Annotated in this window: 17 protein-coding genes, 1 tRNA gene and 1 pseudogene; 14 read left to right on the top strand and 5 right to left on the bottom strand. The window is 37.1% G+C overall.

From position 1 onward, the window contains the following. Positions 1 to 91: 91 nt before the first annotated feature. Positions 92 to 853 (bottom strand): armadillo-type fold-containing protein, encoded by a 762-nt coding sequence (locus tag PN497_RS01125; protein ID WP_096572440.1) that lies wholly within the window; start codon positions 851 to 853, stop codon positions 92 to 94. Positions 854 to 1,089: 236 nt separating this feature from the next. Here PN497_RS01125 and PN497_RS01130 point away from each other — a divergent pair, with 236 nt between their 5' ends. Beyond that, positions 1,090 to 1,986: an alpha/beta fold hydrolase gene (locus PN497_RS01130; protein ID WP_096572439.1), complete on the top strand. Its 897-nt coding sequence runs from the start codon at positions 1,090 to 1,092 to the stop codon at positions 1,984 to 1,986. Positions 1,987 to 2,104: 118 nt separating this feature from the next. On the opposite strand, the gene PN497_RS01135 is transcribed toward PN497_RS01130, so the two are convergent. Beyond that, positions 2,105 to 2,638 (bottom strand): DUF4330 domain-containing protein, encoded by a 534-nt coding sequence (locus tag PN497_RS01135; RefSeq protein WP_096572438.1) that lies wholly within the window; start codon positions 2,636 to 2,638, stop codon positions 2,105 to 2,107. Between the two features lie 279 nt (positions 2,639 to 2,917). On the opposite strand from PN497_RS01135, the gene PN497_RS01140 reads away from it, so the two are divergent. Continuing rightward, positions 2,918 to 3,757 carry a M48 family metallopeptidase gene (locus PN497_RS01140; RefSeq protein ID WP_096572437.1) on the top strand — a complete coding sequence of 280 codons (840 nt, stop codon included), beginning with the start codon at positions 2,918 to 2,920 and terminating at the stop codon, positions 3,755 to 3,757. 152 nt (positions 3,758 to 3,909) lie between these two features. Here the strand turns inward: PN497_RS01140 and PN497_RS01145 are convergent, their stop codons facing one another. Beyond that, positions 3,910 to 4,674 carry a metallophosphoesterase family protein gene (locus tag PN497_RS01145; RefSeq protein WP_096572436.1) on the bottom strand — a complete coding sequence of 255 codons (765 nt, stop codon included), beginning with the start codon at positions 4,672 to 4,674 and terminating at the stop codon, positions 3,910 to 3,912. Positions 4,675 to 4,993: 319 nt separating this feature from the next. Here PN497_RS01145 and PN497_RS01150 point away from each other — a divergent pair, with 319 nt between their 5' ends. From PN497_RS01150 to PN497_RS01200, 11 genes and pseudogenes are all read left to right on the top strand, one after another. After that, entirely contained in the window at positions 4,994 to 5,311 is a 318-nt protein-coding gene (locus PN497_RS01150) for a hypothetical protein (protein WP_096572435.1), read from the top strand. 208 nt (positions 5,312 to 5,519) lie between these two features. Further along, the gene (locus PN497_RS01155) at positions 5,520 to 7,247 is read left to right on the top strand and encodes a succinate dehydrogenase/fumarate reductase flavoprotein subunit (protein WP_096572899.1); all 1,728 of its coding nucleotides are present in this window, start codon (positions 5,520 to 5,522) and stop codon (positions 7,245 to 7,247) included. A 371-nt stretch (positions 7,248 to 7,618) separates the two neighbouring features. After that, positions 7,619 to 7,960: pseudogene (locus PN497_RS01160) on the top strand (element excision factor XisI family protein). A gap of 106 nt (positions 7,961 to 8,066) precedes the next feature. Next, positions 8,067 to 8,615: a J domain-containing protein gene (locus PN497_RS01165; protein WP_096572434.1), complete on the top strand. Its 549-nt coding sequence runs from the start codon at positions 8,067 to 8,069 to the stop codon at positions 8,613 to 8,615. Between the two features lie 2 nt (positions 8,616 to 8,617). Then, a complete protein-coding gene (locus tag PN497_RS01170) occupies positions 8,618 to 9,634 on the top strand; it encodes a hypothetical protein (RefSeq protein ID WP_096572433.1) in 1,017 nt (338 codons plus the stop codon). A 102-nt stretch (positions 9,635 to 9,736) separates the two neighbouring features. Then, entirely contained in the window at positions 9,737 to 11,206 is a 1,470-nt protein-coding gene (glcD, locus tag PN497_RS01175; protein WP_096572898.1) for a glycolate oxidase subunit GlcD, read from the top strand. A 146-nt stretch (positions 11,207 to 11,352) separates the two neighbouring features. Next, entirely contained in the window at positions 11,353 to 11,544 is a 192-nt protein-coding gene (locus PN497_RS01180; protein ID WP_096572432.1) for an RNA-binding S4 domain-containing protein, read from the top strand. Between the two features lie 381 nt (positions 11,545 to 11,925). Continuing rightward, on the top strand, positions 11,926 to 12,186 hold the full coding sequence (locus PN497_RS01185; protein ID WP_096572431.1) for a hypothetical protein: 261 nt from the start codon (positions 11,926 to 11,928) through the stop codon (positions 12,184 to 12,186). Between the two features lie 1,031 nt (positions 12,187 to 13,217). Beyond that, positions 13,218 to 14,474 carry a glycoside hydrolase family 10 protein gene (locus PN497_RS01190; protein WP_096572430.1) on the top strand — a complete coding sequence of 419 codons (1,257 nt, stop codon included), beginning with the start codon at positions 13,218 to 13,220 and terminating at the stop codon, positions 14,472 to 14,474. Positions 14,475 to 14,572: 98 nt separating this feature from the next. Further along, positions 14,573 to 15,157, top strand: coding sequence for a hypothetical protein (locus PN497_RS01195; RefSeq protein WP_096572429.1), 585 nt, complete (start codon positions 14,573 to 14,575; stop codon positions 15,155 to 15,157). Positions 15,158 to 15,389: 232 nt separating this feature from the next. After that, positions 15,390 to 15,461, top strand: a tRNA-Lys gene (locus PN497_RS01200). Positions 15,462 to 15,515: 54 nt separating this feature from the next. Here the strand turns inward: PN497_RS01200 and topA are convergent. Next, positions 15,516 to 17,681 carry a type I DNA topoisomerase gene (topA, locus tag PN497_RS01205; protein ID WP_096572428.1) on the bottom strand — a complete coding sequence of 722 codons (2,166 nt, stop codon included), beginning with the start codon at positions 17,679 to 17,681 and terminating at the stop codon, positions 15,516 to 15,518. A gap of 1,059 nt (positions 17,682 to 18,740) precedes the next feature. Between topA and PN497_RS01210 the strand changes: the two genes are divergently transcribed. After that, positions 18,741 to 18,971 carry a hypothetical protein gene (locus PN497_RS01210; protein WP_096572427.1) on the top strand — a complete coding sequence of 77 codons (231 nt, stop codon included), beginning with the start codon at positions 18,741 to 18,743 and terminating at the stop codon, positions 18,969 to 18,971. A 274-nt stretch (positions 18,972 to 19,245) separates the two neighbouring features. Here the strand turns inward: PN497_RS01210 and nagZ are convergent, their stop codons facing one another. Beyond that, positions 19,246 to 20,325, bottom strand: a complete 1,080-nt coding sequence (nagZ, locus tag PN497_RS01215) for a beta-N-acetylhexosaminidase (RefSeq protein ID WP_096572897.1) — start codon at positions 20,323 to 20,325, stop codon at positions 19,246 to 19,248. Positions 20,326 to 20,402: the final 77 nt, after the last annotated feature.

Below are 20,402 nucleotides of genomic sequence, written 5' to 3' on the forward strand. Positions count from 1 at the left end.
ACTCCTGACTCCTGACTCCTGACTCCTGACTCCTGACTCCTGACTCCTGACTCCTATGCCCTCACGGAAAGACTTTCTCAGCAAACCCTAACTAATAAACTTCTTGCTTAACAGTTGTAGAGATTTTTTGAGTTATGGGTACAAGAGGTTTGGCAGTGCTGGATATTACCATTTGTAAACCGTCCACGGTTTGCAAACTATTCAACGCTGCTTGGCGAACTACCGTTTCCTCTTCCCTACTCAATAAAATTTGCAAACATTCAATAACATCTTGCTTTACTGAAACATCAACTTGTTTACGAGTGATGAATTTAGTTAGTTGGCGCACAGCAAGCAAGCGTTTTAAAGGATCTGTTTCTGTTAAGTTATTTAACACTTGTTCCAGATGATCTTCCTCTTGATTTCCGTGAAAGCTGAAGATTTGCCACACCAACAAAATTAAAGTTAGTAATGTCCCAAACCCTTGCAAAATAGCACCAACAGCTATCCAGAGACTTGGAGAATCAACCCAAATGGCAGCGGACATATAAGTCATAAAAGTAGCAATACCACCACTAGCAACTGCTAAAGCTAACCGACTGTTAGCACTGTTTAAATACCTGCGTATTTCTAACCAACTTATTTGCCAGTTCCATTTAGGTATTGCATAAGCGATGAGCATTACTCCAATGCCAACTGCAAGTGCTAACAGCAACTTCCAGTTCCAAAACAGCATAGCAACGATGATTGTTAAGAAACCAAGAATGCTTCCAGGTTCAGATAAATGTTTTAATCTTCGCGGCTTTGGGCTTCCTGTCTTAATCTCTGGAAGCCGGTTGATTAATTGCCGCCAAGAAGACGAAGCCTTTGTCACAGTTTTTACCTATTTAATATCAGATTTTTTGATTCAGGGACAGAATGTCCACCTTTCAAGAATTATATTTGATTCATGGACGTTCCGCCGACAAATCTAACCTGTGCTTAATCTAACGCTTAATCAGTTAGTTAATAATAAACAAGAATGGAAAACTTGTACCCAATCATTGAGCATTTTAGAGCTATTTAAGTGGTACGAGTGGGATTAGTTACAAACTTCAACAAATAAGACTTATGTTACAACCTCTAGGATTTGAGCAATTCTCTATAAATACCTCATTAGGTAGGATTGTATATTATACTGCTAGTGGCTCTCCTTGGCAAGACAAAAGCGAACAATCTGACAGGGAAACTTTGTTGTTTCTGCATGGTTTTGGAGGTGGTTCTTCTGCTTATGAGTGGTCGAAAGTATATCCAGCTTTTACGGCTGAATATCAAGTTATTGCACCAGATTTAATCGGTTGGGGTCGCTCGGAACATCCGCAACGCAGTTACAAAATTGAGGATTATTTGACAAGCATTCAAGAGTTTATTGAGCAGACTTGTACAAAGCCGGTGATTGTAATAGCCTCTTCTCTGACCGCAGCTTTTATAATTAGAGTGGCGATCGCTCGTCCCGATTTATTTAAGTCTTTAATTCTTGTCAGTCCTGCTGGACTTTCTGACTTTGGCCAAGACTACTCTCGCAGTTTTTTTGCCCAGTTGATCAGTGTACCTGTGGTTGACCGTTTGTTATATAGTACAGGTATTGCTACTGATGCAGGTATTCGCAGCTTTTTGGAGCAACGACAATTTGCCCAGTCAAATCGAGTTTATCAAGAAATTGTAGACGCTTATTTACAATCTGCCCAACAACCAAATGCTGAATATGCAGCTTTATCTTTTGTTCGGGGAGACTTATGTTTTGATTTATCTCTTTACATTCAACAGTTGACAACTCCCACTGCTATTATTTGGGGACAAAAATCACAATTTACAGGTCCTGATATTGGTCGTCGTTTTTCAGAAATGAATCCCCAAAGTATTAGATTTTTTCAACCTTTAGAAAATGTGGGATTAACTCCCCAATTAGAATTACCTGCGGTGACAATTGGATTAATTCGTAAGTTTTTAACTTTGCTAAATGGGTGATTGGTGATTGGGGAAAAAATTTTAGATTTTAGATTTTAGATTTTAGATTGGAGTTCATGAAATACAATCCAAAATCCAAAATCCAAAATCCAAAATTGAATTACCCATTACCAAAATATTATTTATCTTGTAAACGAATATCAATGACAGAAGCGTTGAAATTATAGTTAAACCCTTCTAATTCAAAAGGCATACCTATTTTAACTTTACTATTACCTAAAACTGGACCACTATCAGTAACTTGAGCTTTGCCTTCTAATGTCAAAAGAAAATCTGTACTAAAATTGTTTGCCCTTGGATCTGCTAATTCTTTAACTGTACCATCTGGTTGGGGCACAGTGACAGTTCTTGCTAATTGTTGAATAGATTTAATGCCAATTTGTCCGTAGGGTTGATTACGAATAATTACATTTGTTTTACCGCCTTTGATAAATCCTTGTTTAAATAACTGCTCAGGATTGCGGACATTTAAACCACGCACTACTAAGTCTACTTCAATAGGTACTGTCTTTGTGCCGACTTGAGCAACAGAACCGGATGTTCCAGGAAATATAAAGATGCCGATGATCACTAATAAGATTACCAGCGCAGCACCCAAATCTAGTAAGTTGATTTTGCCGAATAAGCGACCTTTGGAATCTAAAATACGCATAACAAGTTTTTTTGAGGTTGGGGTGAATTAAAACAGAGTTTTCAAGGGAAGTAACAATTGTTCCTACTAGATAATCAATTAATACGGTTGAATAGTGCAGTTATGCGACAGTCTATCATGGCTGGTATAGTTAGGATCAGGCTGGCTGATAGAACAGTTGACAATTTCTGATTTTTAATCATAGCGTAGACTTTAGGGATTGAGTTGAGAATGCAACCTAGTAAGCTGTAAATGCGTCCTTATTTTCAGTTCTCACACAACTCTCTTGTCACGCTGATTATGATTAACTGGAATAAATTTTTGGCAAGTTACCGTGTATGGCGGCGGCGCTGGTTATATCCGTTGATTTCAGTAATTGTTGCTATAAGTCTGTGCTTGAGTACACCCTTGCCCAGCAAAGCCATAGACTTATTACCACTTTTATTCAAAGGTGTACAAGTATTTCAATTATCTAATTTATCTACTCGTCAGGAAGTTGAGCTTGGTAGGCAGATGAATAATGAACTGCGCCAAGAGGTCAGAATTTCCCGGAATCGGCAGCTTAATAGCTATATAGAAGAAGTTGGTAGAAGGTTAGCAGCTAATAGCGATCGCTCTAATATTCCTTATACTTTCCAGGTAGTTGAAGATGATGCGGTAAATGCTTTTGCAACTTTAGGCGGTTTCGTTTATATAAATACAGGATTGATACAAGCTGCGGAAAATGAAGCAGAATTAGCGAGTGTTATTGGCCATGAAATGGGGCATATTGAGGGTAAACACTTGGTTAAGCAGATGCGACAAAGAGCGATCGCTAGTGGTATAGCAACAGCTACTGGCTTAAATCGCAGTCAAGCTGTAGCTATAGGTGTTGATTTAGCTCTCAACCGTCCTCGCAGTCGTCAGGATGAATATGATGCTGACACAAGAGGACTAAGAATTTTAACACAGGCTGGTTATGCTCCCTCCGCGATGGTTTCGTTTATGAAAAAGTTACAGGGAAGAAGTGTTATTCCCACCTTTTTGAGTACACACCCTGGAGCAAGCGATCGCATTAAGTCACTTCAACGCCAAATAGACAGTTTGCCAAGTCATAGCAATGATGGCTTAGATAATGCAGCTTATAAGAAAATTGAGTGAGCCAAAACCACGCCCGATCAAGTATCAGAGCGTGGCGGAGATACTTGATCGTACTATGGCTTCGCCACGCAAGCTATCAGGCGGTGGATGTAGGCGAACGGATTGCCCATGCGTGGAGCAGTCATGATATATTGTTTTTCAACAGGCAAGTGTCAATAGACTCGTTGCTTATGGCGACGACTGACTTGGATCTGATGTGGTGAAATCCTCGTAACTGCTTTTTCCAAAGGCAAAGTACGAACCTTGTTGTTAAACACATTGGCTTGATAAACTAAGTTGTTGGTAATATCCAATCCGGTTAACCAACCACTACGGGGATGATAAGCACCTGTATCAATATCTAACCAGCCTTCTCCTTGTGCTAATTGACCAGGGGCAACCCCTGGTAAAGTGAAGGTGATGGTATGACCAACAATAATTAACTTATTACTAAAGTATGGTAGTTCCATGCTGTGAAATTCATCACGTATCCAGCAAAGTTCCTGGGAGGTTTGTTCAGAGACAGACTTTCTGGGGTCAACACCTGCATGGGTTAACCAAACATCTCCCAAATCAAGATATGTTGGTAGATTTGCCAACCAATCTAGATGGTCTTGGGGAATTTGTGCTGATTGATAACTGGTAATCGTTGCTTGTCCGCCACTATAAAGCCATGCCTGTATTGTTTGATTAGAGTTAAAATCCTTACTCATTACACTTAAAAGCATCAACTCATGATTACCGAGCAAACAAGGATAGTTATTTTTCTTAACAAAATCTACTACCTGTGCGCTTTGTGGTCCACGATCTATTAAATCCCCCAAAAAATAAACTTGATCTTCTGATGTAGGGGCAAATTCCTTCAGAAGTATCATTAGACCTTGATAGTAACCATGTACATCACCAATAATGATTCTGCGTGGCCTGGTTTCACTCATTTGTTCTAGTTGGGAATCAATAAATTGACTGATATAGTTTTACTACAGTTTTATTTGTGATATTTTCATCTGTAGGGTTGACTGATATCTGATTAATTATACAGAAATTCTTAACAAGAAATTTTAACAAAGCTCGGAACTATGACTAGATAGCCATCACAGACCATTCTACAGGTGTGTAAGTTTTGTATTGCACAAGAGAAAAAACCACTAAATTGTTAAGTGATATTACAAACTTTGGAAAAATATTGAGAAATCGTCCGTCAGCCAAACATGGTTCTAAGGTAGAACCTATAGGATAGACTTGAGGCAAATAATGATGAATAAGAATAATATTCAAAACTATCGCTTTGTCTGCACCTTGACATTTGGCGATATATACGGTCAAATCATTGCTTGGTTAATTACAATTACCATTAGTTTGGCATCAGCTTTAGCATTGATGGGCGCTAGAAGACCAGTCTATGCTTTGGCTACGGTAGGACTTGTGATTGTTCTCACTTTGCCTTTCTTGCTGTTTGCTTTTGTTACCACGTTGTTAAATCATATCGAATTGGCTGCCGTAGAACCAGGAACAAAAACTGAACCTATACCTGGCAATATTTCTCAACAACAGCCAGTTCAAGCTACCAGTTAATATTGGTGACTGGTGATTGGTGATTGGTGACTGGTGAATGGTGACTGGTGACTGGTGATTGGTGATTGGTGATTGGTGATTGGTAATTGGTGACTGGTGACTGGTGATTGGTGATTGGTGATTGGGAATAAACTAAGAATTGATAATGAAGAATAGTATCCCTGTTTATGGACAGGGTATTTTTTTGGAATTAAGGATTGAAAATAAAATGTTAGAACATGATGTAATTATTGTTGGTGGTGGTTTAGCGGGATGTCGAGCGGCGTTAGAAATTGCTAGAACTGATCCCAGTTTAAAAGTTGCCGTCGTTGCTAAAACCCATCCTATTCGTTCCCACTCAGTGGCTGCCCAAGGGGGGATGGCAGCATCTCTAAAAAATGTTGATCCTGAAGATAGTTGGGAAGCACACGCTTTTGATACGGTTAAAGGTTCTGATTATTTGGCGGATCAAGACGCTGTAGCTATTCTAACACAAGAAGCGTCAGATGTGGTGATTGATCTAGAACATTTAGGAGTTTTATTTTCCCGTTTACCGGATGGTAGAATTGCTCAAAGGGCGTTTGGTGGACATTCCCATAACCGCACCTGTTACGCTGCTGATAAAACCGGTCATGCAATTTTACATGAATTAGTCAATAACTTACGCCATCATGGTGTGCAAATTTACCAAGAATGGTATGTAATGCACCTGATATTAGAAGATGGACAGGCTAAGGGTTTGGTGATGTTTCACTTGGTAGATGGACATATTGAAGTAGTGCGGGCTAAAGCCGTGATGTTTGCAACGGGGGGATATGGTCGTGTTTATAACACTACTTCTAATGATTATGCTTCCACTGGTGATGGTTTGGCAATGACAGCTTTGGCTGGTTTACCGTTGGAAGATATGGAATTTGTGCAATTTCACCCAACAGGGTTGTATCCGGTAGGGGTATTAATTTCCGAAGCAGTACGGGGTGAAGGTGCTTATTTAATTAATGCTGAAGGCGATCGCTTTATGGCGAATTATGCCCCAAGTAGGATGGAACTTGCACCCCGTGATATTACATCCAGGGCGATCGCCTACGAAATTCGCGCAGGAAGAGGTATTAATACTGACGGTAGTGCCGACGGTCCCTTTGTTTACTTGGATCTGCGACACATGGGTAAAGAAAAAATCATGAGTCGTGTACCCTTCTGCTGGGAAGAAGCACACCGTTTAGTTGGTGTAGATGCAGTCACCCAACCCATGCCAGTACGTCCTACTATTCATTATTGCATGGGTGGTATACCAGTGAACACAGATGGACAAGTGCGCCGCAGTGCAGATGAGTTGGTAGAAGGTTTTTTTGCGGCTGGGGAAACCGCTTGTGTATCTGTGCATGGCGCGAATCGCTTAGGTAGTAACTCGCTGTTAGAATGTGTAGTTTATGGCAGACGTACTGGGGCGAGTATAGCTAGATATGTGCAAAACCGCAAATTACCAGCAATAAATGAACAACATCATATAACAAAAGCAAAACAAGAAATTCAAAGTTTATTAGATCAAAAAGGAAAATATCGCATAAATCAAATTCGCCAAGAATTTCAAGATACAATGACTCAATTTTGTGGAGTATTTAGAACCTCTGAATTAATGAGTGAAGGGTTGGAGAAAATAGGAGCAATACAACAGAAATATACAGAGATTTATTTAGATGATAAAGGCAGTTGTTGGAATACGGAATTAGTAGAAGCGTTGGAATTAAAAAGTTTAATGGTAGTAGGAAATACGATTTTACAATCTGCATTTAATCGTCAAGAAAGTAGAGGAGCGCATTTTCGGGAAGATTTTCCAAATCGGGATGATGAGAAGTTTTTGAAGCATACAATGGCATATTATTCACCTGCGGGTATTGATATTCAATATATGCCGGTGGTGGTGAATATGTTTGAACCAAAAGAGAGGAAATATTAAAATTAGAGGATTTTTTTATTTCACGCAAAGGCGCAAAGGCGCAAAGGAAGAGAAGAAGGTAAAAATTCTTCTTTCTCTGCGTTCTCTGTGCCTCTGTGGTATGCCTGACGGCACGCTACGCGAACGTTTAAAAAAGAGGATTGAACCACGAAGGAGACGTTCACCGAAGGTGTTCCCGAAGGGTAGGACACGATGGAAGAGAAGAGGGAAGAAGGAAGAGAGGAAAAAAGATAGTCATATTTTCTGTTTATTTTGCTCAATTTTGTTATATACTTAAAATATGCCTAAGTTAGACCTTATTCACAATTCATCCTTGGTAAACATCAACTTCCGCTAATTGTTGTAGATACAGAAGCAGAGGAGGTTAAACAATGGATAAATTAACTGAATATCCAAAATTGATCAAACAGATTTTAAATGAATATGTTGAATTATGCCAGCGTCATCCTCAAAAAGATATGGAAACATTCTTAATTGTAGATTAAGCAAAGGGTCATTATATCTGGATGAATTTAGGCTGGCAAAATGGCGAAAGAGTTACAGGAATGACGGTTTATGTGCGTTTGAAAGATGGTAAATTTTGGATTGAGGAAGATTGGACAGAAAATGGTATTGCCACAGATTTAGTTGAGGCTGGTGTTCCTAAAGAAGATATTGTTTTAGCTTTTCATGATCCAAACATTAGGCAGTATACTGATTTTGCTGTGACTTGATAGATACGTAAATCATTTATAACTAAGTTTAAAAATTTTATTTCAGAAGCAGGTGGTTATTTCGTAAATTAATGTATAATAATAAAAAAGATGTAGCTAACCAAACATGACTACACTAATTCTCAACCAACAAGTACAAGATGAAATTATTCGTCTTTCCAGGTTTAGTCAAGTTGATACGACAATCTTGGAAAAGTTTGCTTGTTTCATTATCGAAAATTCTTTACCGCAGTCTAAAAAGATTGTTTTTTTCAATATTCATAATTTAAAACAAGCAGTTTATAAAAGATTTAATGTCAATCATACCAAAGAATTAAGAAATTCTGGTGCTTTTAAAATGGCAACAGATGGGATGGAAAAACTTGACTTTCGCCGCAAAGCAACATGGGAAATGTTATATCGTAAATTTGTTGGTATTTTACCAGGCGAAGAAAATCAAGAAGGATATGGTTGCATTAATGGAATTAATATATTTAACTATTTTAAACCTTGGCAAGTATTTGGACTAGATCCCAAAACAGCGACAAAAGAAGAAATTAAAGCTGCTTATTATCGGCTTTCTAAAATCTATCATCCTGATAATCCAGAAACAGGAGACAGAGCTATATTTGAGCGTATAGAAATTATGTATAAAAGTATTACTGCTAGGATTTAAATATGTTATTTGATAGAGCGACTTTTTATATAGAAGAAGGGAAGTTGGCAGAAGCATTTGAACTTACACAACGTAAGTTTGATGAAAAGTGTGAACAGTTAATTGATTCATCAGATGATAGTATTAGACTGCAAGAATGGGTACATTTTATTATTCAGGGTAAAGTAAATAAACAAATAATCAGAATTTTCTCCAGAGAGGGAGCAATAGCTATTGCTAAATTTTTGGATATTGAGGGAAAAGTTAATAAAAATTCCCTTAACCAAGTTTTTTCACTATTTGAAGAATATCGCATTAATCAAATAGATAGTATAGTGAGACGTTCTGTATATGAAAATATTTCTTCCCTAGTGGTAAAACGTCAACGTCATTGGCTGAATATTGAGGATGTTGTCAATATATTTAAAAGTAATAAATCCAGAATTAGGGAAGCATTTAATAGTATTCAAATTAGTGATGATCCGATGATCATAAATGCAGATTTTGAAAATATAGATCAGGTTTATTTTTCATTGTCTGGACTAGAAAAGTTAAGTATTGAATTATCATTAAATTTACGTTCTAAAGAAAGAAGAGAATATTGTATGAGAGTTAGAGAAGTTGCTCCTCCTGTGGTGGAATTTCTCGCTTTAACTCCAACTCCTTCCGAAGAAAATATAGATAAAGCTATGCGTTATGTAAAAACTAGAGATGGTTGTTGCCAAATTACAAATATAGCACGTAATAAATATGAAAACAAATTAGTTGAATTAGTTGGACATCACCTATATGATAGAAATACTTATAAATTTTTGGCTGATGATATAGATAATATTATTACAATCACAGAACAAATTCATGATGATTTTCACCAATGGAATGGAGGTTATCAGAAAAGCTGTACAATAGATGATTTCATTCAATATGTAGAATGGCGTTACCCGCAGAAGCATAAAGAAATTTTAATGTTAGAAAATAGGAGAAGAGTTTTATTAGTTAAGCTAACTCAATTTCAGCGAGCTTTACCTGAAGGAAATTAGAAAATTATATGATGGAGTAGCTTAAAAACCCCTTCTTACATTTGCACCTCTGCGCCTCTGCGTGAGAAAATAAAAACATCTACCACCCATAAACAAACCATGATCCTAACTCAAAATAAAACCCAAATAGACTGGAAACCCATCATCAAAAAATTCATCGCTGTACTCGGAGAAAAAGGAGTAGTCCAACGCAAAGAAGAACTATTAACCTACGAATGTGACGGTTTAACCAGCTACCGTCAACAACCAGCAGTAGCAGTATTACCCCGCACCACCGAACAAGTAGCAGAAATTGTCAAAATATGCAATCAATATTCTGTTCCCTTCATCGCTAGAGGTTCAGGAACAGGTTTATCAGGTGGTGCTTTACCCGTTGAAGATTCGGTTTTAATTGTCACTTCTTTAATGCGGCAAATTCTCAAAATTGATTTAGAAAATCAGCGTGTAGTTGTGCAACCAGGAATTATTAATAGTTGGGTGACACAAGCTGTTAGTGGTGCTGGTTTTTATTTTGCACCAGACCCTTCTAGTCAAATTATCTGCTCAATTGGTGGTAATATTGCGGAAAATTCGGGGGGTGTACATTGTTTAAAATATGGTGTCACAACTAATCATGTTTTAGGTTTAAAAATCGTCCTTCCTAATGGTTCAATTGTTGATGTCGGTGGACAAATTCCCGAAATGCCAGGTTATGATTTAACAGGTGTATTTGTAGGTTCAGAAGGAACTTTAGGAATTGCCACAGAAATCACTTTAAAAATCCTCAAAAGTGCCGAATCAATTTGTGTTTTATTAGCAGATTTTACCAGTGTAGAAGCTGCGGCTGCTAGTGTTTCTGATATTATCAGTGCGGGGATTATTCCTGGGGGGATGGAAATGATGGATAATATTAGTATTAACGCTGTGGAAGATGTTGTTGCTACTAATTGTTATCCCCGTGATGCGACAGCAATTTTATTAGTAGAAATTGATGGTTTAGAAGTAGAAGTTGCTGAGAATAAAAAAAGAGTGGCTGATATTTGTTTACAAAATGGAGCGAGAAATATCACTTCTGCATCTGACCCAGAAACGAGGTTAAAATTGTGGAAAGGCAGAAAAGCAGCTTTTGCAGCAGCAGGTCATATTAGCCCAGATTATTATGTACAGGATGGGGTAATTCCTCGGACACAATTACCTTATGTTTTGAATGAAATTGAGGCTTTAAGTAAAAAACATGGTTATAGAATTGCCAATGTTTTTCATGCGGGTGATGGTAATTTACATCCTTTGATTTTGTTTGATAATTCTATTCCTGGGGAATTGGAAAAAGTGGAAGAAGTGGGGGGAGAAATTCTCAAATTATGTGTTAAAGTTGGTGGTAGTATTTCTGGTGAACATGGCATTGGTGCTGATAAAAAATGTTATATGCCAGATATGTTTAGTGATACAGATTTAGAAACTATGCAATGGGTAAGGCAAGTTTTTAATCCTCAAGGTTTGGCTAATCCTGGTAAAATGTTTCCTACACCCCGCACCTGTGGAGAAGCTGCAAAAGCATCACCTCAAAAGTTTGCTAATGTAGAAAGGTTTTAATTTGATGATACATTAGTCATTAGACCTGTCCGACAATCAATGTAGAGACTATAGAACGTCTCTACAAGGGTTTCAGGTTATGCACATTTCATTACCGGAGATGTCTATTAGTAATATTTATCCTGATTCCTGACTCCTTAAATACAATGATTAAACTCGATCAGTTTTTAAAGTTTGTAGGTATAGCCTCTACTGGAGGTCAAGCTAAAATCATGATTGTTAATGGTGAGGTGAAAGTTAATGGTGAGGTGGAAACTCGACGGGGGCGTAAATTATTAGAAGATGACACCGTAACAGTCACAGGGAAAACATTTACAGTAGGGGATATCATTTCCTAATGAGAAACATAACACAATAGCACTCGCTTGTATTTGTCAAGCAGCTTATTATAGCAACATGAATACAATAAACTTCTCCGAAAAAGATGTAGGGACAATTCATGAATTGTCCCTACGAATGGGTTTCAGGTTATGCTTATGTAATTTTCGGAGATATCTAAAATATATAAGAAATTTTTTTAGCAAAATACACCTATTGATCATTAATTTGTTGTATCATAGTTTTCCCAAGGTAATTTTGTGCAATTCAACTTCATCAAAGCTTGTTGCGGATCTTTCAAAACTTTATTGAAAGACTATCCTAGTCTGTCTGAAAATCAATGATAGGATTCTCAAACTGCTGTATGAAGTTTTCAAAACTTTCATTTCAATGGATCAAATATGAAACTAATTAAAAAATCTGAAAAGTTACTTCTCGATAAAATCAAGAGTATGGAGTTAGAAGAGGAAAATATTCTAACTGAGATTACTAATGAACCAGAACCGTTAGTTGAGGAGAGAAGAGTAATAGATATAGAAAATCAAGTTCCTGATTATATTCCTGTGCGGGATAATCCCATAGTTCATTCTGTTGGTAACACAGGGTGGCAGGTTTCTGAGATTTGGAAGGAGATTAGATTGGATAATTTTTGCAATACTTAGTCAAGTAGGGTTTGCTGAAAAAGTTGAAAAAAACCTTGAGGAGAATTGAGTGGGGAGTCAGGCAGCAATAAAGATAAGATTTTATTGTCTAAACTTCACTAAATAATCAATTTCACTAATCAACCCACAAGTGTTGAATCCTGCAATAAAACTTTACAATCTTTGCATTTTACCCAGGTAAAATCCATTGTCTATTGAGAATAGAGTCATTAATTGCTCTAATTTGGTATCACCAATACCAATGCACAATTTAGACAATATCCTCAAAATCTTAACATTCAACACTTCTGCATAGATCCCAAATGAGTTCTAAGCTGTTGTGCATTTAATTTGTATAAGTGGAACAGGCAAGAGGCTTGTTCCACAAGAGTTCAGAATATTAGGATTATACAATTTAGCGGTGTAACAGCTTATTGAGAAGCAAAGGGTTTTTTATACCAATTCTATGTGAGGTTGCGCTATAAATTGTAGGGGCAATTCATGAATTGCCCCTACAATGTATAATTTGACAAAAGTCTGATTATTGCATCTTCATACAGAAATGGTATTGAGTTTATTAGGATTGAAAGAATAACAAGTCTGAGATAAAACCAGCCTCATGCGACATTTTATCCTGGTCTTTTGTGCTGATAAGCTGTTATGCCTTTAACTTGAATAATTAATACAAGCAAGATGCTTGTGCTACTGTAACTTCAGGTTTTTTAATTATACAGTTTAGCTGCATATCAGCTTACTTTTATTCTTTGGTATGGAAGATGGATTTAAAAAATACGAAAATCCAGAGAAAACAGAAGCTGAACCAAAATATTATCATATCATTACATAATCCTGAGCAATATCATTTGATTTTGTAGTTATATATAGTTATATACAGCAGATTGCAAATCAATCAGGCTTCGCCGTGAGCGTCAGCCGATAGCGTGGCGTTAGCCATACGGTACAGAATATAAGTTAAAACCTATACACAAAACCAGTTTTACTCCTGACTCCTGACTCCTGCTGTATATGAGTAACCTAAGTTTATTTAGCAGATGAATAGGGTAATATATCGTTGTTTTTCCTTCTTAATTTGTTTGGGTTTTATATTCAGTTTAACCATATTTCCGATTTCCTCAACTTCGATTGTTTCTCAAAAAACAAGTTTTTTAACTACAGAAGTTCGCGGTGTTTGGTTGACTAATGTTGCTAGTGGTGTGCTTTTTGTACCTTGGGGTGTTGAAAGGGCAATAAACCAATTAGCAGCACTGAATTTTAATACTATTTATCCAGTGGTTTGGAATAGAGGTTACACTTTCTATAAAAGTAAGGTTGCTGAAAGTATAATTGGTGAAAAAACCGAACCTTTGTTGAATTTCATCAATAGTGGAAATGATGTTTTAGAGAAGTTAGTCAGGTTGGCAAAAAATAAAAATTTAAGCGTGATTCCTTGGTTTGAATATGGGTTTATGACTCCCCCTAATTCTGCTTTAGCAAAAGCACATCCAGAATGGTTAACCAGTGGGCAAAAAGGCATAAATTCTGTTCACGAAAATCTCCCAGAAGAAATTAACCAGAATGGTGTTTTTAATCGGCAGGTATGGTTAAATCCTCTCCATCCCCAAGTGCAAGAATTTATATTGGGTTTAATTTTAGAAGTTGTGAAAAATTACGATGTTGATGGTATTCAAGTTGATGATCACTTTGGAATGCCTGTAGAATTTGGTTATGATTCATTTACAGTTAAACTTTACCAAAAAGAACATTTAGGAAAGACTCCACCAACTGATCCTTATGATGCAAAATGGATGCAGTGGCGAGCAGATAAAATTACTAATTTTATGGGCAGAATCAATCAAGCAGTCAAAAAAATTAAGCCCCAAGCGAAAATATCCCTTTCTCCTAATTCTCAGTATTTTGCCTATAAATATTATTTACAAGATTGGGAAAATTGGGTAAATAAAGGTTGGGTAGATGAATTGATTTTGCAGGTATATCGAGATGATAAAAAATCTTTTATTGCCGAAATTGAAAAACCTGCGGTAAAATTAGCAATGAAGAAGATTCCTGTGAGCATTGGCATTTCTACAGGAACTTTACTTAGTCCTGTAGATATTGAAAGTATTAAAGAACAGGTACAAATTGTGCGAGATCATAAATTCTTTGGCTTTTCTTTCTTCTATTGGGAAAGTTTGTGGGGTTACATCTCTCCTGAATCACCCCAAAAACGACGTAAGGCTTTTTTAGAGATGTTTGCCAATAAGGCTGTTAAACCTTTAAATTTAAATAGAACTTACGTAAGATTAGACTAAAAACCCCATTCTTGCTTAGGGGTAATCATGAATTACCCCTACTTTTATTCTGTTTTGCGTCAGTTGTGTTAAATAAAGTATAATTTCCCAAAAATAAAATGGAATTAGCCGCTATCAAAAATAAATTCAGTAAATTGTATACTTTTACTTTGGTGTGGAGTTTGACTACTTTAGGTAGTTTTATCTTCAGTTTATTTTTGATTGAAATTGGTGAAAAGTCTGATGTCAGAGTGTTAGATGTTGCTATTGGTGGATTTGCGATCGCCCTTCCCCAATCTTATCTCCTCAGACAAAAAATTTTACCTTTAAGCTGGATGATCTCCACAGTCTTAGGTTGGGTACTCATCACTACTATCGGTGTTGGTGCTGTGGGTTGGTTTGTACTGTCAACAGAGTTGTTTTATTTCCGCATCTTCTTTGGAATTATTTCCGGGGGTATTGGTGGTATGGTAATTGGACTGGCACAATGGTGGTTAGCTATTCCCTCATCACTCCCTTGGGGATGGTGTTGGATGTTCCTCAATTGTGCAAGTTGGGCAGTAGCTCTCAGTATTGGTTCGGTTATAGGTATATTTTTACGTCATTGGACACAGTTATTTTTAGGTGAAGTTGTCGGTTTAGCTATTACCTGGTTGGTAGTCGGTATCCTTACAGGAATCAGTGCTTACAGGTTGTTTAGGTGATTGGTGATTGGGTAGAATTAACTCATGACTAATAACTAATGACTAATGTAAGGGCGAAGCATTCGGAGAATAGCCTTTGGAAAAAACTGATCATTTATGGTTAAGCGGTATTATTAATGTTGAAAATGCAGATCAGCAAATCACCTTCACTGTTAAATTTCCCCTGCATCCAGTTTTTCAACTGCCCCACTAGCGCCAGCCTCAAAAGTCTGCTATTATAGTTTTTATTGATGGGTGATTAGCTCAACGGCAGAGCATCGGACTCTTAATCCGCTGGTTCTGAGTTCGAATCTCAGATCACCCACTGCTTTCATGCCAAATCAGTATTTTAAAACATATATATGTGATAAATTTATTTTTATATTATCAAATTCCCAAACTTAGGACTCCACCACCCTTTTGCAGTATGAAAATAAGCCGCATCCTTATGTTTTTTATCCTTCCAAGAATCTTGATCAGAACACCGTAACATAGTTTTATTCTCCCCATCTTTAATATAACTATACTCCTCCAACGGTTTCTTACATACCGGACAAGGATAAGATGTGAGTTTAGTTTCCGATTTATTAGTCTTTTCATCTGCTGATGTTTTAGTTTTCGGTGCTTCCCAACGTTTATGAAAATCACTCCAAAACAAAACAATATTTTCACACCCACTCACACATTTAAGAAAGTATTTCTTCTTCACCTTACTACTAGGAATTTTCGCTAAAAAGTTACTACATTCAGGACATTTGGTTTTTGAACTTTCATATTTACGCTCAACTTTACCATGATTATTACCAGTATTTCCTGAATTAATAACCACAGTTTTAGCTTTAGACAGCGCAGGGACAAAATAACTTTCATTCCAAGTAGTTAAATAAGATTGCCAGGAATTTTTACCTTCAGCAATTTTATCTAATTCGGCTTCCATCTTGGCGGTAAATTCTGCTTCTAATAAATCTGGTAATGCCTTTTGTAAAAACTCATCAACTTCTAACCCTAAACTTGTAGGATGAAGATGATCTTTTATTAATTCAATATAATTACGTTTTTTTAATGTAGCCACTGTAGGCGCGTAGGTACTAGGACGACCAATACCTTTTCTTTCCATTAATTGTACCAGTTTTGGTTCACTATATCTTGGTGGTGGTTGGGTTTGTTTCTTTTCATGTCCGGCATTTTCTAAAGTTAATTTTTGCCCCTGTTGTACAATTGGTAAAACGGCATCTTTACCCAAATTAGTCCAATATTTCGCATAACCATAAAATTCTACAACTTGTCCCCTAGCTTGCCATAAAATATTACCTGATTGAGTAATTATTAAAGTCTTTCTCACCTGTGCGGGACGACATTGAGACGCAACTGCTCTTTTCCAAATCATCACATACAGGTTAAACTCATCTTCAGGTAATTCTGCTCGTAACTGTACCGACGGACGAAATACATCTGTAGGACGAATTGCTTCGTGTGCTTCTTGTGCTGTTTTGCTACTACGATGTTTTGTTACTTGTTGTGGTACGTTTTGCGGATCATGTTCTTCTAACCACTTACGCACACTGGCACAAAATTCAGGACTTAACATCACTGAATCTGTTCGCATATAGGTAATTAAACCCGCCTCATATAGCTTCTGTGCCACCTGCATAGTTTTTTCCGGGGCAAATTTCAGTTTAGATCCGGCTGCTTGCTGTAGGGTGGAAGTGGTAAAAGGTGGAGGGGGTTGACGATAGGTGAGTTTACCTTCAAGTTGGATGACTTGATGGGGATGTTGTTTGGCTTCTGCAACTAATCTATCTGCTTCTGCTTCTGATAAAACCCGCTTAGATTCTGGTTTGTCTGGGTTATTACTAGCTGCATCATCGTGGGTTTCCGTTTCCGTTTCTGGTGTTTCTGTGGGAGTGTTAGCTGTACCTTTGTAAAAAACGCGAAATCCTTCTTGATAATCTACCCACACACTCCAATAATCTTGGGGGACAAATACTTGTATTTCTCTTTCGCGCTGACAAATGAGGTGTAATGTCGCGCTTTGGACTCTACCGACGCTTTTTGCACCATTATTTAATGCCCAAACTAGAGGACTACCTTTGTATCCTACTAGCTTATCGAGACAATCTCGACATAATCCCGCACCGATTAAGTTAGAATCAAGTTTTCTAGGATGAGCGATCGCACTTTTAACCGCCGATGGTGTAATCTCAGTATAAACTACTCGCTTGGGTTCTCTTAATCCCAGGGTTTCTTTGAGATGCCAAGCAATGGTTTCTCCTTCTCTATCTGGGTCCGTTGCTAAAATGACTTCATCAACTTGTTTAACAGCAGCTTTAAGTTTTTGAATGTTTTCTTTAGCGCGTTGGTCACGGGGGATATAATGGCAGCGGACACTGTTACCTTCTATTGTAAATCCTAGCGAATCTTCACCCTCGTTACTGAGTTCGCGGATATGTCCACAACTAGCACGAACTATCCAATCTGTACCGAGAATTTGACTCAGTTTTTTGACTTTACCGGGTGATTCAACCACTAAGAGGCGTTTGGGCATAGCGTACAAAACCTTAACCGAAAAGTATAGAATTAATTATGATCATGGGTTAAAGTAAAAACCATAGATTTTTTTACCATCTTCAAATCTATATTCACGATTGTACATATCATCGGGATCATAACCCACATCACCGACAAAACAGAATAGACATCTCCAGAAAAGAAATTATGGAACCTATTTATGGGGGCTGGGCGAAGCTTATGGGATATCTAGATGTCTGATTTTTCCGTTAAATTATCGCCCATAAGCTTCGCCCCTACAAATTATGACAAATTAATAGATATCTCCGAAAATTACATAAGCATAACCTGAAACCCATTCGTAGGGACAATTCATGAATTGTCGCTACATCTTTTTCGGAGAAGTCTAATACATTCTATTGTGGAAATGTCTAATGATATAGCTAAATTTAAGGTTCTTTTTTCAAACACAAATTTATCCTTTGGTAGCATTACCAGTAGTGTTACCAGTTAGTCGTGTGTGGGTGATACTGGTCTTACTATGTATGCTGCTTGGTTGTAAATACTTTTATATGTTTGTTTACAAATCAGGTTTTGATCCTCCCAACCCCCTTGAAAAGGGGATCTAAAAATATGTGATACACCATGAGGACTTTTAAAATATCTTCTTATATTAATAAATGTTGCATTTTCTCATCTAAAGCTTAATCCATAACCAGCTTGCATCCAAATATTACTGAGATAGAAAAATTGATATTACTAAGTGCAAATATTGGAAGCATTACCACACAATAGTTACAGCATTTAACAGCTAATATTTTTAACTGATTTCTCAATAACTCGCTTATTGACAAATCAGCCAAAACTCATTTGCTGAAAACGTAAACTTTACGTTATATATGTCAGAGAATTTTTATATTAATCTCAATAACTCGCAGCAGTTGGACAATATTAAAATTAGTACCTAAATTAAATTATCTAATTCGGAGGTAATTAAAAATTATGAAACTTACTATAGAAATCAAGCGATTAGTTGAATAACAAAAATCATTTTTCAACTAACGTTATTTCCCAGGTGAATTTTGGAGAAAAACTGATGTTAAACATCAAAAATGAATTATTTGCTGAACTCACTCCTGAACTTGCTGCTAATATTAACGGTGGTCAAGGTGAACAAGGTGAACAAGGTGGTAAAGAGGATAAAAGTAAGTTCAATTACAGCAGATATCTCAAAGCATTGGGTATTGCTTACTTGAGTCCCCCAGAAGTTGGTAGCATCACAGATAAGGAAGCGTTGTTAGCCCAATACCAAGGCTGGGAAGACTAGCAAAATTGATTTATTTATAGGCTTCTTCCACTAAGATTCAACTACTAAAAATAAATCCCGCTTTTAATCCAATTCATGAATAACCAGATACCCGACTTCTTTGAGAAGTTGTAGAGACGTTCCATGGAACGTCTCTACTTTATAGCATTTACCAAGTTAGTGAGGTACAGAGTTTTTTATCTTAGGGAATTGGGAATTGGGAATTGGGAATTGGGGACAGTAAATAAATTAGGGTGTACCTCATGAGACTGGGAAACGCTATATAACCAGATGTTTACTCAAAACAGCAAGTAATAGCTAACTCTGCATGATTGAATAAAACCTCTTTCTCCAGTTGATAAACTGGAGAAAGAGGTGTAATTTCTAATAAATTTTCGACTCTTGCCCTAGCAGCTTCTACTATTTCTTCATTTAAACTACCATTACTCAAACAATGAGTAAAATCTTCGGCTATTTTATAGGTTCTTTCTAGAGAGGAAGAATTGATATTTCGTGATACTATAAATAAATCACATCCAGCATTAAAAGCCCGTGCTACTGTTCCCGGACGCATGAACATATCCGCAACAGCTTTCATATCTAAATCATCAGAAACAATCACGCCCTTAAAATTTAATTCTTGGCGTAAAATGTGATTTAAAATAGTTTTAGATAATGTCGCTGGAACTTCTGGATCAATTTGCGGGAACAAAATATGTGCTGTCATAATTAGCGGTATTTGTTCCTGAATTAATGCTTGAAAAGGGATTAACTCTCTGTTTCGTAAATCTTCTAAACTTAAATTTAATATTGGTAACTCTAAATGAGAATCTGTGCTAGTGTCTCCGTGTCCAGGAAAGTGTTTAGCACAACCAAGTATACCCTCTTCCCTGAGTCCTTGATAATATTCCCGCGCACTCTGACTAGCAGTTTTGGGAGTGATACCAAAAGCGCGAGAACCAATAATGGGGTTTTGGGGGTTAGAAAAAATATCAGCGACAGGGGAAAAAGAAAGATTAATTCCCAGTGATTTTAATTCTATAGATGTAGCTTTGGCTACTTGATAAGCTTGGGACTTCACCAAATAAGCACAAGGAAAACGAGTAATAGGAAATGGAGTTCTGACAACCCTTCCACCCTCATGATCGAGGCTGGTAAATAGAGTTTTCCGTTCAGTATATTCTTTAATTTGTTTAAGTAAATCTTTAAACTTCTCTAACCAAACTGGATAAGGAACACCATCAAGAAAGTTTTTAGCGAAAAAAATCACCCCGACGGGTTTCAACTCACTCAATGCCCGCTTATCATCATCACTAAGAGTTGTACCAGAAACACCAAGAATTAAATGATTACCGAATTTTTGTAGATCTTTCATATTCAGGAGGCAGGAGGCAGGAGGCAGGAGGCAGGAGGCAGAAGGCAGAAGGCAGGAGGCAGAAGGCAGAAGGCAGG

This window comes from Sphaerospermopsis kisseleviana CS-549, assembly GCF_028329225.1.
GTDB classification, from domain to species: domain Bacteria; phylum Cyanobacteriota; class Cyanobacteriia; order Cyanobacteriales; family Nostocaceae; genus Sphaerospermopsis; species Sphaerospermopsis kisseleviana.